The sequence below is a fragment of the Clostridium sp. UBA1056 genome (genome assembly GCA_002316385.1).
In the GTDB taxonomy this organism is placed as follows: Bacteria; Bacillota; Clostridia; order Clostridiales; family Clostridiaceae; genus Clostridium_J.
Genome location: DCDL01000004.1, coordinates 46,022 through 62,374, shown reverse-complemented (window position 1 = coordinate 62,374; position 16,353 = coordinate 46,022). Strand labels below are relative to the sequence as shown.

Below are 16,353 nucleotides of genomic sequence, written 5' to 3'. Positions count from 1 at the left end.
GCCCAAATCTCTGATTTGGTGCGAATAGCTTTCACAGAGTGCGATGGAAGTATTAGAGCGGCTAGTCATCGGATAACTAAAGAAATATGTAATAACTATATTAAAACATAGATAGATTTTAAATAATTAAATTGGAGGAAAATAAGATGGAGAGAAAAGAGTTAGTTAAACTTGCCATAGATGCCAGGGAAAAAGCTTATGTGCCTTATTCTAAGTTTAAGGTTGGAGCGGCTATAGAAATGGAAGATGGAACTGTATTTACAGGGTGTAATATAGAAAATGCCTCCTATGGAGCTACTAACTGTGCTGAAAGAACTGCTATATTTAAGGCTGTTTCTGAAGGTCATTCTATAATTAAGAAAATTGCCATAGTAGGCGATATGGCAACTTATACAGCACCATGTGGAATATGTAGACAGGTTATTGCTGAATTTGCAGCTAAAGATATAGAAATAGTACTAATTAAAAATGAAGATGAGTATATAGTAAAAACTTTAGAAGAGATATTACCAGGAGCTTTTACTAAAGAGGACTTACTTAAATAAGGAGAGAAATATGTTTAAATCAGGATTTATAACTATAATAGGAAGACCAAATGTGGGAAAATCAACTCTGTTAAATCATTTAATGGGAGAAAAATTATCCATAGTATCAAGTAGACCACAAACTACAAGAAACAATATACAAACTATATTAACAAGAGACAACTTTCAAATAGTATTTGTAGACACTCCAGGTATGCATAAACCTAAGCATAAATTAGGTGAGTACATGGTGAAGATAGCTAAAGATTCCATGCAGGATGTGGATGTGGTGCTATTTTTAACAACTCCTGAAGGGGAAATAAACAAGTCAGACCTTCATGTTTTAGAACAATTAAAGCAGTGTAATACTTCAGTATTTTTAGTGGTAAATAAAATAGATGAAAATCCTGCTGACAGAGTAGCTAAAACTCTAGAAGAATACGCTAAAGTTTTTGATTTTAAAGAAATAATACCAATTTCAGCTATTAACGGAAAGAACGCTGATAAATTATTGGAGTTAGTAGTTGATAATCTGCCAGAAGGACCAATGTATTACCCAGAGGACATGATAACAGATCAACAAGAAAGATTTATAATCATGGAAACCATAAGAGAAAAAGCCCTAAGACTTCTATCTCAAGAAGTACCTCATGGTATTGCTGTAGAGATTTTAACAATGAAGAAGAATGAAAATGGAAGTTATCTTATAGAGGCAAATATGCTATGTGAGAAGAACTCCCATAAGGGTATAATAATTGGTAAGAATGGAGCTATGATGAAGAAAATATCTACCTATGCAAGGCAAGATATCGAAAAGTTCTTAGGCTGTAAAGTAAACCTAAAGATTTGGGTTAAGGTTAAATCTGAGTGGAGAGATAGTACATTTGTATTGAAGGAACTTGGCTATAAATAGAATTGCAGGTGTTATTTATTGAGTACTATCAAGACTAGAGGAATGGTTTTAAAAACCCAAGATTATAAAGAAAATGATAAGCTGCTTTGGATATTTACAGAGGACTTTGGAAAGGTATCTGTCATTGCAAAGGGAGCTAGAAAAAGTAAGAATAAAAACTTTTCAAACACTTTGCCCTTCTGTTTTGGTGAGTATGTGCTCTATAAAGGAAGAACACTATATACTTTAAACGAAGGAAGAATAATAGATTCTTTTCAGGACATATTAAATGACTACGATACCTTAATATATGGTTCTTATTTTAATGAACTCATAGATATTGGCATAGAGGAAGAGGAGAGCCATCCCATATTTGTAGATTTAATCAAATGCTTTTATCTTATGAGAAATAAAGCTATAGATCTAAATGTTTTAGCTAGAGCCTTTGAGGTTAAGTTGTTAAAAGCTACAGGATATGGGATAGTCTTAGAAAACTGTGCTGTGTGTGGAGATAAAGTAAACACTTCTGATTATATTTCCTTTCAGTTCTATGGAGGAATTTGTAATAATTGTGAAAAGCAATATGGCACAAAAGTATCTGCTTCCACATATAATGGATTAAAGTTTCTAAGTAAAGTAGACATTGAGAAGGTGGGAAGACTTAACTTAGATAGTAATACAAAAGAGCAAATAGGAAAAATATTAGAAAATTTTATAAGTCTAAATTATAGAAAAAAACCTAATAGTTTGTCATTACTTAAGAAATTTTAGTATATACATGATATAATATACTGAAGTGGTAAATATTGCTTGGGAGGAAATATTTATGGATGAAGCTACATTAAAAAAGATAAATCTATTAAAAGAAAGAGCTAATCTATCTACGGAAGAAGCAGAAGCCTTGTTAGAAAAATTCAATGGAGACTTAATAGAGGCTTTGATTTATTGTGAAAGAGAAAAGCAGAAGAGTAGTAGAAATTTTAACGAAAAAGTTAGCCAAAGTGAATTCGTAAGCTATATAAAAGAGCTCATAAAAACTGGAAATGTTTCAAGAATTATTATTAGAAAAGATGAGTCTATCCTTGTGAATATCCCTGTAAATGCAGGAATTGTAGTAGGATTAGCCTTATTACTGCAACCAGTTTTAATAGTTTTAGGAGCTGCCACAGCAGTGTTCATAGATTTAGAGATAGATATAATTAAAGAGGATGGAACTGTAGAGGTAGTAAATAAAATAGTGAAGAGTACTATGGAAACAACTGCGAAGAAGGCTACAGAGGTAACCCATGGACTAAAAGAGAAATTCTCCACAACATCAGAAAAAATTAAAGAAAAGTTTTCAGAAGTAAAAAATAACATAAATAAGTAAAGAGATTATAATTTTTATAGATTTGGGTATAAATTAAAGATGGGTAGAAACTCATCTTTTTTATTTAAAGTAAAAAAGAAATCGCAATTAGTTTAAATATTTTACAGGGTAGTGTGAAAGTTGCAAATTTAATAAATCTTTTATACAATATAAAAGAATTTACTTAAAAGTAATACTACTTACTATAATAACGTGGTATAATAAAAAATAGAGAATTTAAATTGAATTTTTTGATTACAAATAAAAAATGTTAGGAATTTATGTAAAATAATACATATTAACAGGTGAATTATATAAATACTAGAAGTATAAATATTAATTATAATTTTTATAATCAAAGAAAGAATTAATAAGATTTTGAAAGGTGGCGAATTGTCATTAAACTTTCACTTAGACAGGAACAAATAATAGAGTTAGTTAAAGAAAAAGAACCAATAACCAGTGAAGCTATCGCAAAAGAATTAGGACTTACGCGATCCGCCATAAGACCAGATTTATCTATACTGACTATGACAGGCTTACTTCAGGCAAGACCTAAAGTCGGGTATGTATATGTTAAAAATGTAGGTAAGAGTCCTAAAAACAGTGAAATTAGAAATATTAAGGTTAAGGATGTAATGACTGAACCTGTTTTAGTAAAGGAAGACACACCTGTTTATGAGGCCATTTTAACACTTTTTCTAAATGACACAGGAACTTTATTCATTGAAAATGAAGGCGTACTATTAGGAGCTGTATCTAGAAAGGACTTTATTAAAATGGCCATGGGCACAGCTGATATGCATAGAGTACCCGTTGGAATTATCATGACTAGAATGCCTAATATAGTTAGTGTATTAGAGGAAGATTCAGCATTTGATGCAGCAAAAAAAATAATTGAGCATCAGGTAGATTCTTTACCTGTTGTAAGGCAAGAACTTTTTAGGGGAAGAGAAGTTTCGAAAATTGTAGGAAAAATATCTAAAACCACAATTTCTATGATATTTGTAAAACTGGGTGAAGATGAATAATTTTATTCATTTGACTATATAACTATAATTTAAGAGTTAAGGGGTTGTATAACATGGAAAAGAAAAAATATGTGTACCTTTTTAATGAAGGCAACGGCGGCATGAAAAATTTACTAGGTGGAAAGGGTGCAAACCTTGCAGAGATGACAAGCATAGGAATTCCAGTGCCACAAGGCTTCACAGTGACAACTGAAGCTTGTAATAAATACTATGATGATGGAAAGAAAATTGCAGATGAAGTTGTTAAAGAAATTCATGAGAAAATGTCTGAGCTTGAAAAGATAACTGGTAAAAAATTTGGAAGCTTAGAAGACCCATTATTAGTTTCAGTAAGATCTGGTGCTAGAGCATCTATGCCAGGAATGATGGACACTATTCTTAATCTAGGATTAAATGATGAAACTGTTGAAGTAATGGCTAATAAAACAAATAATCCTAGATTTGCCTATGATTCATATAGAAGATTTATTCAAATGTTTGCTGACGTAGTTATGGAAGTAGAAAAAAGAAACTTTGAAGATATCATGGATGAAATGAAAGCTGCTAGAGGTGTTAAACTTGATACAGAATTAAATGCTGAGGATTTAAAAGAATTAGTAGTTAAGTTTAAAGCTTACTATAAAGAAGCTAAAGGTGAAGAATTCCCAACCAATCCTACAGAGCAATTAATAGCTTCTATCACTGCTGTATTTAGATCTTGGAACAATCCTAGAGCTATAGTATACAGAAGAATGAATGATATTCCGGGCAGTTGGGGAACTGCTGTAAACGTTCAAGAGATGGTATTTGGTAATAAAGGAAACACTTCTGGTACAGGAGTTGCCTTCTCAAGAAATCCATCTACAGGAGAAAAGAAAATATTTGCTGAATACTTAATGAATGCTCAAGGAGAAGACGTTGTTGCAGGTATAAGAACACCTCAACAAATCGAGCAATTAGAAAAAGAAAATCCAGAAGTGTACAAACAGTTCATGGATATTGTTAATACTTTGGAAAACCATTACAGAGATATGCAAGACATGGAGTTCACTATAGAAGAAGGTAAGCTTTACTTCCTACAAACAAGAAATGGGAAGAGAACAGCTCAAGCTGCTCTTAAAATAGCAGTTGACCTTGTAGAAGAAGAAATGCTTACTAAGGAAGAAGCAATTCTTAAAGTTGAGCCAAAACAATTAGATACATTATTACACCCTGCCTTTGATTCAGCATCACTTAAAGCTGCAGCAGTTATAGCTAAAGGACTTCCAGCATCTCCTGGTGCTGCTTGTGGTAAAGTTTACTTTACAGCAGAAGAAGCAAAAGCTGCTCATGAAAACGGTGAAAAAGTAGTTCTTGTTAGACTTGAAACTTCACCAGAAGATATTGAAGGTATGATTGCTTCTGAAGGTATACTAACAGTAAGAGGTGGAATGACTTCTCACGCAGCAGTTGTAGCTAGAGGAATGGGAACTTGTTGTGTTGCTGGTTGTGGTGACTTAATAGTAAATGAAGGAAATAAAACCTTTGCAGTAGGTGGAGTTACTTATAAAGAAGGAGACTACATCTCAATAGATGGAAGCACAGGAAATGTACATGCAGGACAAATAAAAACTGTAGAGCCTGAAATAAGTGGATATTTTGGAACATTCATGGCATGGGCTGATGAAATAAGAAGCTTAAAAGTAAGAACTAATGCTGATAATCCAAGAGATACAGCTCAAGCAGTGAAATTTGGAGCAGAAGGAATAGGACTTTGTAGAACGGAACACATGTTCTTTGAAAGTGATAGAATCATGGCTATAAGACAAATGATCGTTGCCAAGGATGAAGCTTCAAGAAGAGCAGCTCTAGAAAAATTATTACCAATGCAAAAGGGTGACTTTATAGGAATCTATGAGGAGTTACAAGATAAACCAGCTACTATAAGATTCTTAGATCCACCACTACACGAATTCCTTCCTCATGAAGATGATGAAATAGCTGAATTAGCTAAGGAACTTGGAATTACTTTTGAAGAATTAAAAAATACTGTTGATTCTTTACATGAGTTTAATCCAATGATGGGTCACAGAGGTTGCAGACTTGCAGTATCTTACCCAGAAATAGCTGAAATGCAAACAAGAGCAGTAATAGAAGCTGCTATAGATGTTAAAACTAGAAAGGGTTATGATATAGTACCAGAAATCATGATACCACTAGTTGGAGAAGTAAAAGAACTTAAATATGTTAAAAATATAGTTACAGAAACAGCTGATAAAATCATAAAAGAATCAGGAATAGATATGAAGTACATGGTAGGAACAATGATAGAGATTCCAAGAGCTGCTTTAACTGCTGATGAAATAGCTAAAGAAGCTGAGTTCTTCTCTTTTGGAACTAATGACTTAACTCAAATGACATTCGGATTCTCAAGAGATGACGCTGGAAACTTCTTAAAACACTATTATGATAAGAGCATATATGAATCTGATCCATTTGCAAGATTAGACCAAGTAGGAGTAGGAAAACTTGTTAAAATGGCTGTAGATTTAGGAAAATCTACTAGACCAGACATCAAACTTGGAATATGTGGAGAGCATGGTGGAGATCCATCATCAGTTGAATTTTGTCATGAGGTGGGATTAAACTATGTATCTTGCTCACCATTCAGAGTTCCAGTAGCAAGACTTGCAGCTGCTCAAGCTCAAGTTAAAAACCCAAGAAAAAAATGCTGCTGTGGATGCAAATAAGCAATAAAATAATGATATAAATAATAAATAGGTTGGCAAAGATTGGCCAACCTATTTATTTTTTAGATGTTAAGTGTTAAATTTGGGGGATGGCTTTATTATTTAAAAAAGTTTAGTATTAAATTTCTTTTCAATATAATTAAGCAAGTTATAACTAAACTCAATCTGTATGTCATTATGACATACAGATTTATTCAAAAGATTAATAAAGGCTTTTTTATTGCACCTGGATATATTATTATAATAATCTCGAGATAGCTTCCAATATTTCTGAGGAAAAGATAAATAAGCAAGAATATATTTATAGTCATCCAAAGTTAAAGGATGATTTACCTCATATTCCTGTAAAAAATTTATAGTTAAGTCCACATTCCAACAGGTACTTTCTCTTCTCATAAGTCTCCTCAAGCAGTAGGATATATCAAAAGCACAATAATCGTACCTGCACTTATCAAAGTCTATAACAAAAATTTTATCATTGTTTACAATAAGATTTTTACTCACATAATCGTTATGGCATATAGAGATGGATAGGTTATCATAGTCTATAGTGTTAGCTATATTAGTTGATAAGTTTGCTAGAGACATGCTATTTGTAAAACTGAGCATGTATATCTTAGAAAAATAATCCCTATATTTTAATGCTAGTTTTTCATTTTGAACTAGTTGAAGGGTATGTTTATTTAAAGATTCTGTGAGGCTGTTAAAACCCTCTTTATGTTTACTACCTAAAATAGGAGAAAAACCTAAAGAAACTTCATGCATTTGACCTAGATTTCTACTTGATAGATTCAAATCCCTTAGATTATCAAAGTCACATTTATCTCCTTGAACCCAATCTGTGAGAATAAATAACATATCATTATACTTTACATATCTTCCATGATCAACTGTAGATAGTATTCTAGGTACATTTATATTATTACGGTATAGCCATTCTATAGCAGAATAAACAAAAAGAAGCTCGTCTACTTCATAGTATACTTTTTTCAAACAATACTCATAGGAGTTGCTTTCTATTTTATAAACAGCTCTTTGCTTATCCGTATCCTTAAACTTTACTTGATATATAGTACTATCATTAGATAAATTATAGTAAGGTAAAACATTTTTTTTAATATTATTTGCTGATAGTAAATCTGAGTTAGAACTATCTGCTATTGCGTTACTCATTATACTTCCCTCCTTAACACACTATAAGATAATATTAAATATCTCTACTATAATTATATTTATGTATAATGAATGGAAAATATATCAATTATTAGTATAAAATTCTTTATAATATTGTGAAGCAATAAGAATAGTAAATAAAATAAATCATATAATACACAGTGAGGAAATAAAGATATTTGAGAATAAAAGTCTTTTATCTAATAAAATTATAGTCTCTTTAAAATTTTATTAGATCTATTAAAAATCATTTAAAAGTAGAAAAAAAGTGATATTCATTAAAATACTTAAAAACTTTGTGATTAGCTAAAGGAATATTAATGTTCGTAAAGAAATTATATAAGTATACAACATAATAAAAGTTAATATTTTAAATATAGCGAATATTTAAATGTTATAGAAATAAAAGTGAAGATTATGATATAATATAAAGGTTTTTATAAGATAATGTAAAATCCTGATATAACCTTAAATATTTAATAGGTAAGGTGGTGAAATTATGAATATTAGGGGTAAGATAGAAAGGTATGAAGAGTATAGTATAATACCTCAAGGATCTAAATCTAAAAACTCTATTGGCAGAGAAAAAGAAGAAAAACTAGATGAACTTAGAACTGCTTATATGATTGATAGAGATAGAATCATACACTGTAAATCCTTTAGAAGACTAAAAAGAAAAACTCAAGTTTATATTAAAACTTGGAGTGATCACTATAGAACTAGACTAACCCATACATTAGAAGTAGCGCAAATTGCTAGGACAATAGGAAGAGGAATAGGGTTAAACGAAGACTTAATAGAGGCTATAGCTTTAGGTCATGATATAGGGCATGTTGCCTTTGCTCACAGTGGAGAAGATGTGCTTAATGAATTATTGCCTAATGGTTTTAGTCATAATAAAAATAGTGTCAGGGTATTAACATATATAGAAAATAATGGACAAGGTCTAAATCTATCAAAAGAGGTATTGGATGGTATATTGTATCACAGCGGATTTTCGGATGTTAGTAAGAAGGCTTTTACTTTAGAGGGTCAGGTGGTAAAGTATAGTGATAAAATTGCTTATGTAAATCACGATATTGATGATTCATTAAGAGCAGGAATTTTATCTATGGATAGTATACCTAAGGATATACTTCAAGTTTTAGGATATACTCATGGAGAGAGAGTAGACACCCTAGTCAAGGATTGTATTTATACAACTACAAATAATATAAAAGAAAATGATATTCAAGTAGCATTATCTATAAATATAGATAATAAGTTTAAAAAACTTAGGAATTTTATGTTTAAAGAAGTTTATAATGGAGAGTTTTTAAAAGAAGAAAGAGATAGAGCTAGATTTATCCTTATTCAGCTATATAAATATTTTTATTCTCATGAAGAGAAGCTTCCAGAATTCTATAAATCCATAGCTAAGAATGAAGGACTTAATCAAGGAGTTGCTGACTATATAGCAGGAATGAGTGATGAATATTGTATAAACTTGTTTAAGGATATATACATACCTAGTTAAAATTATAAGAAGCTATTTTAATTAAAAAGCTTCTTTGTGAAGGGAAAACATATCCTGTAAAGAATATAATATATAGCATACAATACATTTATATTACAAAAAACTTTTTTATAAAAAAGGATTTAGAAAATATATGTCGAATTATAAGAGCTAGGAATTTATATAAGTTACATAAATTTAATACTAGTTTAATTTTAGAAATGGGATTGGAGTACCATGTAAGATAAATTTTTAGGATTAATGTATAACATATTAAAAAGGTTTCTTTAAGTTTAAAATCACTTGAGAGTGAGGTGAGTTGAGAATGTTTTCTGAAGAGGTAATACAAAAAATAAAAGAAGAAAATGACATAGTGGATATTGTTTCCGATGTAGTAACTTTGAAAAAGACCGGAAAAAACTATTTAGGAAGATGTCCATTTCATAATGAAAAAACACCTTCATTTACTGTATCAAGTGAAAAACAAATCTATAAATGCTTTGGATGTGGAGAAGCTGGTAATGTAATAACCTTTGTTATGAAAACACGAAATATGTCATTTCCAGAAGCAGTAAAATTTCTCGGAGAAAAGGTGGGTATTGTAGTAGAGGATTCCGACTCAACTAGTAAGAGTTCAGAAACTAAAGATAAGTATAAGCATATGTATGATATGAACATACAAGCTGGTAGGTACTTTTATAGCAATTTGAAAAAGTTTAAGGCACCTTATGAATATCTCAAGGGAAGGGGTATAACAGATAATACTATTAAAAAGTTTGGTATTGGCTTTGCACTAGACAATTGGCAGGGAATACGTTTCTATTTAAAACAAAGAGGCTTTAGTGAAGAAGAAATACTAGAACTTGGACTTACTACAAAAAATGAAAAAGGAAATATATACGATAGATTCAGAAACAGAATTATATTTCCTGTATTTAATGTAAGTGGTAGAGTCATAGGCTTTGGAGGAAGAGTTTTAGATGATTCCAAGCCTAAATATCTAAACTCTCCTGAAACCCCAATATTTCATAAGGGTACCAATCTTTATGGATTAAATTTAGCAATAAAAAATAATTCTACTAGAACAGTAATTATGGTTGAAGGATATATGGATGTAATCTCACTTTCCCAACAAGATGTAACAAATGTAGTTGCAACTCTAGGAACTGCATTAACTGAAGGCCAATGTAAATTATTAAAGAGATATATTGATACTGTTATAGTATCCTTTGATTCAGATGCAGCAGGTCAAAATGCTACTATAAGAGGGTTAGACATATTACAAAAATCTGGTTTTGAACTTAAGATCCTTCAAATTCCAAAAGGAAAAGATCCCGATGAATTTATTAGAACCTATGGTAAAGAGAAATTTCTAAGTCTAGTAGAGAAAGCTCTACCACTTATAGATTTTAAATTAAAGATGGCGGAAAAAGGGATTGATTTCTCAAGGAAGGAAATGGTGGTTAAGTACTTAAGAAAGGTAGTTATAGTACTAAAAGACCTAGATCCACTAGAAAGAGCTGTATACATTAAACAGGTTTCGGAGAGATGTGGTATAGGTGAAGAAGCTATAATGCAATACTTAGGCAAAAATAATAATAAATATATACAAAATAATAAAAATAATAATAATATAAATATGGAAATTGGGCAAAAATTATATTTAGAGCCTGCATTTATTAAGGCGGAGAGAACCTTATTAAGTCTTGCACTAACTAAAAGATTATCTAGTGACATATCAAATAGTATAAGTGAAGAAGATTTGATTTTAAAAGCACATAAAGTAATATACAAAATCATTAAAGAAAACAATATGTGCTCCAAAGAAGAACTTATAAAGATTATTGAATTGCAAACTATTCGAGATAGTGATTTCACAAAAGAATGGATAAAGATTCAAGAGTGTAAAATTGATATAGATGAAGAATCCATGGATAAAATGGTAAGTGACTGTGTGAATAAAATAAAAAAATACAAGTTAGAGGAGTCAAAAAGGGAAATTATGGATAAAATTAGAAAGTGTGAATCTAAAGGATTTGTTGAAGAATCTTTAATATTAGCTAAAGAGCTTATGAATATACAGAGGGAAATGGGAAAACTATAGAAGAGAGGAGGTAATGGAATGAAGGATAAAGCAGGAAAGATTGCTATAGTAAAGAAGTTAGTAGAAAAGGGTAAGAAAAAAGGAAATCTAACCTATAAAGAAATAATGGATGAAGTAGAGGGAATAGAGTTAAATCCAGAACAAATAGAAAAGATTTATGAAGTACTTGAATCCATGGGAATTGATGTTGTAGGTGATCCTGAAGAGGAAGAAGAGGAAGAGGAATTAGAACTTGATATATCAATTCCAGAAGGAATTGCTATAGATGACCCGGTTAGAATGTATCTTAAAGAAATTGGTAAAGTACCTCTACTATCTGCAGATGAAGAGATGAGACTAGCAAAGCTTATAGAAAATGGAGATGAGTATGCTAAGAAAAAACTAGCAGAGGCGAACCTAAGATTAGTTGTAAGCATTGCTAAAAGATATGTAGGCCGTGGAATGTTATTCTTAGATTTAATTCAAGAAGGTAACTTAGGTCTTATAAAAGCTGTAGAAAAATTTGACTATAGCAAAGGATTTAAATTTAGTACCTATGCTACATGGTGGATTAGGCAGGCAATTACAAGAGCTATTGCAGATCAAGCTAGAACTATTAGAATACCAGTTCATATGGTAGAAACTATAAATAAGTTAATTAGGGTATCTAGACAGCTTCTTCAAGAGCTAGGAAGAGAGCCACTTCCAGAAGAAATTGCAAAGCATATGGATATGAGTGTAGATAAAGTTAGAGAAATAATGAAAATTGCTCAAGAACCTGTATCCTTAGAAACTCCTATAGGTGAAGAGGAAGATTCTCATCTTGGAGACTTCATTCCTGATGATGATGCATTAGCACCAGCAGAAGCAGCCGCCTTTACAATGTTAAAAGAACAATTAATTAGTCAGCTTAGAACTTTGACTCCAAGGGAAGAGAAGGTTTTACGACTTAGATTTGGTCTTGATGATGGAAGAGCTAGAACTCTTGAGGAAGTTGGTAAAGAGTTCAATGTAACAAGAGAAAGAATTAGACAAATTGAAGCAAAAGCCTTAAGAAAGTTAAGACATCCAAGTAGAAGTAAAAAACTTAAGGATTATTTGGATTAATAAGGGGCTTTCGCAAAATAAACTAATCTAAAAGAAATGTTGAGCATACCCATATATTATTAACGCTCAGCCATTTCGAAATATTCATTTACTAAAGTATTTATTCAAAGAAAGATCTACAACACAACAACTCGTATACACTCAAACAAGTTGTTGTGTTGCTTTACGATTTTACCATCCATAAATACTAAGTAATGAAATATTTCTGAAGGTTCTTCTAATTAATTAGAAGAACTAAGTTCGAATAACTAAATCAAAGATTTAGTTATTCGAACTTATGTAAATGGCATTCGTTAACGATAATATAAAAGTGTAAGCTTAACATTCTATATAAGATTAGTGATATATTTTGCGAAAGCTCCTTTTATATTATAATTAAGATTTAATTCACTCTTAGGCATCTTCGAAAAATAAATAAGTCAGAATGCTCGTCTATTTNNATTTATTTTCAGATGCCTAATGAAGTGGAATATTATGAAAAGCAATTGTAGAATAAATTTTTATCAGTAAAGGTAGAAGAAGTCATAGGAATATGGGACTAAATTCAAGAAAATATATAATTTGTAATAGACAAAAGTGCTCAATATAATATAAAATAAAGTATACATATTTATAAGGAGGTAACTCATGAATAGTTTCAATGGAAATAAGAAGCTAGAAATAATTCCAACTATATTAACGTTTGTGGGATTGAATGTAGTAGGGGTTTGGGCAATATACCTTCTAGATTCCTATCTAATGTTGAGTTTAATAAAGGTAGTATTGATAATTTGTAATATATTCTATCTATACCATATAGGACTATGGTTAACTGTAAAATATGAGATAACAAATAATGAAGTAATAATAAATACACTGGGAGGGCTTAAAAAGATAATCTTACCTTTAAGTGATATAGAGTGTTATACTATAGGGAAAGGGAAAATTAAGGGTATAAGTCTTTCAGGAATATGTTCAAATAGATTTGCTATAGGAAGAATTGTAGTAAAGAACTTAGGAACTACAAGAATGTTTGTAACGGGAGGTAGCAGTATTATATATTTAAAAACTAAAGATATAAACTATGGCCTATCACCTAAAAGTTTTGAGGGGTTTAAAAGTGCATTAAATACTGTAGGCATCGAAGAAAAAACTTGGATAAAAGAATATAATAAGGTTAATAAATTGCACAAAGATAAAAAATTTATAATTCCATTATTGGCAACAAGCATAATAATTTTATTTACAACCTTTAATCCAATGTTACTATATATATTAAATAAGCTTCCAGATGTAATGCCTTTAATGCTTAATGTATCCAGAGTACCTATAGAGTTAGGAACTGATAAGCAATTTGCATTTTCGCAAATGACCTATGGATTATTAAATATGGCAGTAATGTTTTGTATGTATTATGCAGCTCATTTCTGTGCAAAATACGATAAAAAAGCAGCTTATAGATATATTTATATCTCTCTTATGGTAGCATTAATATTCCTATATCTTCAAGTGAGACTTATGGTAATGGCTATTTAAAAAATAAAGTATTAGGGTGGAAATATGATAATTAGCAAAAGATTAAAATTAATAAGTGATTTAATTACAGATGTTAAGTCTATGGTAGATGTAGGTACTGATCATGGGTATGTACCTATAGACTTAATAAAAGCAAATAAAATAGATTTTGCCATAGCTAGCGACATTAATAAGGGGCCAGTGGAAAAGGCTAAAAAGAATGTAAGAGACAACAACCTTCAAGATAAAATAAGTTGCAGACTTGGCGGAGGACTTGCCACTGTAAGTTCTGGTGAGGTAGAAGCTGCTGTTATTGCTGGAATGGGTGGAAATTTGATAAGAGATATCCTGGAAGAAAGTAAGGAAGTTTTTAAAAGTTTAAAATATGTAATAGTGCAGCCTGTGCAAAATCCGGAAGTTTTAAGGAAATATCTTTATAACTCAGGATGTAATATCATAGATGAGTGGATAATATATGATGAAGAAAAATACTATGAAATTATGAAAATATCATGGGGAAATGAACCAAAAGCTACAGAGCCTATTTACTATGAAATAAGTGAAATACTTCTAAACGAAAAAGATATTACTTATAAAGAATATTTAAATTATAAATTAGAAAAATACTTGAGAGTTTATGAAGAACTTAAAGGTGATACAGAGAATTCAAGAAAAAGAAAAGAAGAATTATATGATAGGATTGAAAAGATAAAAACATTTTTACTTAAGTAAGAGTGTGGAGGATATATTATGGTAAAGATAAATGATGTAATTAATATAATGAAGAAAATTGCACCAGAAAACTTAAAAGAAAGCTATGATAATGTGGGGTTTATGGTAGGAGATAGAAACAATGAAGTTAAAAAGATTCTAGTTGCTCTAGATTGTACCCTACAGGTTATCGATGAGGCAAAGACTATTGGAGCTGAATTAATTTTAACTCATCATCCCCTATTATTCAAAAGACCTAAAAGTATAACTACAGATACTCTTCAAGGAAAAAAGATTATGAATCTCATAAAAAGTGACATAGCACTATATTCTAGTCACACCAATTGGGATTCTGTGAAAGATGGACTAAATGATGAATTTGTAAATTTGCTTGGATTTAAAGAAAGTAAAATCATTGAGAAGAATCCTTTGAATCCTGAAGCTGGAGTAGGCAGAATAGTTGAGCTAAAGGAAGATATAGCTATAGAGGAAATAATAAATATAATTAAAGATAAATTTAATTTAAAAAACTTGAGATTTTCAGGAGAAATAGATAAAAAAGTAAGAACCATAGCATTAGTTAATGGAAGTGGAGAAGACTACTTGCAACCAGCTTATGAGCTAGGTGCAGAACTGCTAATAACAGGAGATACTACTTATCACTTTGTATCTGACTATGAAGAAATGGGATTTTCAGTGATAGACATAGGTCACTTTAATTCAGAATGGCCATTAATGATGGAACTATCGAAGAGCATAAAAGAAATACTAGAGCCTATGGGAGTAGATGTAGTCATCTCTCAAGAGGTTAAAGATCCATATAAATTTATATAACTTTAAAGAGTGGATATGATTATATTATGTAATGAAAGACTAGGATTTTAGGGGTCACTATGAACATATTAAATATATAAATATTAAACTATCTATATATGCAACAATTTATATAGTTTAATATGGAACATTTTAAAAAGCTAGAATTTTATATAGTTAAATATAGAACATTTTAAAAAGCTAACTTTTTATATAGTTAACTATGAAACTTTTTAAGATGCTTGGTTCAATTAATAGGGTAATGCGACATAATAAAAATTGATTAAAGTATAGATTAAGAGGCAAGTGTAATTAGCTCATATATTAAAACTAGATTTAAATATATGGGTTTTAACTTATAGAGATTAAATTGTTAATGTAATCATATAATGTTATTAATTCCATTGCAATAGTATAAGATTTATGTTAATATTAATTTTGCGAGTAAGTCAGACAATCGCTGCTGAGAAATCAGGAGAGGAAAGTCCGAGCTCCATAGGGCAGGGTGCTGGGTAACTCCCAGTGGAGGCGACTCTAAGGAAAGTGCAACAGAGATATACCGCCTGAGTGACTTTTTTAGGGGAATACATTCTAACTAGTTAGAATGCATAAGTTCCACTAAAAGGAATACATTCTAACTTGTTAGAATGTATAAGTTCGAGGGGCTAAATCTTAGATTTAGACTCTCACTTAACTTAAGGTAAGGGTGGAAAGGTGAGGTAAGAGCTCACCAGCGCAATGGTGACTTTGCGGCTATGTAAACCCCATCTGGAGCAAGATCGAAAGAGGGACATTATGGGGCTGCCCGTCCCGTCCCCGGGTGTATCGCTTGAGCTCATTAGTAATAATGGGCCTAGATAGATGATTGTCTAATACAGAACTCGGCTTATAGACTTATCTCGTAATAAAAACTATCAAAGGAAACTTTGATGGTTTTTTCTTATATTTAGGTATAAATATAAAAGGCTAAGAGA

At 30.8% G+C, this 16,353-nt stretch carries 13 protein-coding genes and 1 other RNA gene; 13 read left to right on the top strand and 1 reads right to left on the bottom strand.

Annotated features, from left to right (window positions below; translation table 11 throughout):
* Positions 1-146 precede the first annotated feature (146 nt).
* The 6 genes from B3W71_RS01315 to ppdK all read left to right on the top strand — a co-directional run bounded on the left by B3W71_RS01315 (position 147) and on the right by ppdK (position 6,503).
* Positions 147-545, top strand: coding sequence for a cytidine deaminase (locus B3W71_RS01315; RefSeq protein ID WP_346887136.1), 399 nt, complete (start codon positions 147-149; stop codon positions 543-545).
* Between the two features lie 10 nt (positions 546-555).
* Positions 556-1,437: a GTPase Era gene (era, locus tag B3W71_RS01310; protein WP_346887135.1), complete on the top strand. Its 882-nt coding sequence runs from the start codon at positions 556-558 to the stop codon at positions 1,435-1,437.
* Between the two features lie 18 nt (positions 1,438-1,455).
* Positions 1,456-2,187 carry a DNA repair protein RecO gene (gene recO / locus B3W71_RS01305; protein WP_346887134.1) on the top strand — a complete coding sequence of 244 codons (732 nt, stop codon included), beginning with the start codon at positions 1,456-1,458 and terminating at the stop codon, positions 2,185-2,187.
* Between the two features lie 55 nt (positions 2,188-2,242).
* Complete coding sequence (locus B3W71_RS01300) at positions 2,243-2,785, top strand: DUF4342 domain-containing protein (protein ID WP_346887133.1); 543 nt, start codon at positions 2,243-2,245, stop codon at positions 2,783-2,785.
* A 377-nt stretch (positions 2,786-3,162) separates the two neighbouring features.
* Positions 3,163-3,795 (top strand): helix-turn-helix transcriptional regulator, encoded by a 633-nt coding sequence (locus B3W71_RS01295; protein ID WP_346887350.1) that lies wholly within the window; start codon positions 3,163-3,165, stop codon positions 3,793-3,795.
* A 53-nt stretch (positions 3,796-3,848) separates the two neighbouring features.
* Complete coding sequence (gene ppdK / locus B3W71_RS01290) at positions 3,849-6,503, top strand: pyruvate, phosphate dikinase (protein ID WP_346887132.1); 2,655 nt, start codon at positions 3,849-3,851, stop codon at positions 6,501-6,503.
* A gap of 102 nt (positions 6,504-6,605) precedes the next feature.
* On the opposite strand, the gene B3W71_RS01285 is transcribed toward ppdK, so the two are convergent.
* Entirely contained in the window at positions 6,606-7,676 is a 1,071-nt protein-coding gene (locus B3W71_RS01285; RefSeq protein ID WP_346887131.1) for a CotS family spore coat protein, read from the bottom strand.
* A gap of 499 nt (positions 7,677-8,175) precedes the next feature.
* Between B3W71_RS01285 and B3W71_RS01280 the strand changes: the two genes are divergently transcribed.
* The 7 genes from B3W71_RS01280 to rnpB all read left to right on the top strand — a co-directional run bounded on the left by B3W71_RS01280 (position 8,176) and on the right by rnpB (position 16,285).
* The gene (locus B3W71_RS01280) at positions 8,176-9,192 is read left to right on the top strand and encodes a deoxyguanosinetriphosphate triphosphohydrolase (RefSeq protein ID WP_346887130.1); all 1,017 of its coding nucleotides are present in this window, start codon (positions 8,176-8,178) and stop codon (positions 9,190-9,192) included.
* A gap of 304 nt (positions 9,193-9,496) precedes the next feature.
* A complete protein-coding gene (gene dnaG, locus B3W71_RS01275; RefSeq protein ID WP_346887129.1) occupies positions 9,497-11,275 on the top strand; it encodes a DNA primase in 1,779 nt (592 codons plus the stop codon).
* 18 nt (positions 11,276-11,293) lie between these two features.
* A complete protein-coding gene (rpoD, locus tag B3W71_RS01270; RefSeq protein ID WP_346887128.1) occupies positions 11,294-12,361 on the top strand; it encodes an RNA polymerase sigma factor RpoD in 1,068 nt (355 codons plus the stop codon).
* Between the two features lie 627 nt (positions 12,362-12,988).
* The gene (locus B3W71_RS01265; RefSeq protein WP_346887127.1) at positions 12,989-13,876 is read left to right on the top strand and encodes a PH domain-containing protein; all 888 of its coding nucleotides are present in this window, start codon (positions 12,989-12,991) and stop codon (positions 13,874-13,876) included.
* Between the two features lie 24 nt (positions 13,877-13,900).
* Positions 13,901-14,587: a class I SAM-dependent methyltransferase gene (locus B3W71_RS01260; protein WP_346887126.1), complete on the top strand. Its 687-nt coding sequence runs from the start codon at positions 13,901-13,903 to the stop codon at positions 14,585-14,587.
* A gap of 18 nt (positions 14,588-14,605) precedes the next feature.
* Entirely contained in the window at positions 14,606-15,400 is a 795-nt protein-coding gene (locus tag B3W71_RS01255; RefSeq protein WP_346887125.1) for a Nif3-like dinuclear metal center hexameric protein, read from the top strand.
* Positions 15,401-15,820: 420 nt separating this feature from the next.
* An RNA gene (gene rnpB, locus B3W71_RS01250) (RNase P RNA component class A) lies at positions 15,821-16,285 on the top strand.
* The last annotated feature ends 68 nt before the right edge of the window (positions 16,286-16,353 follow it).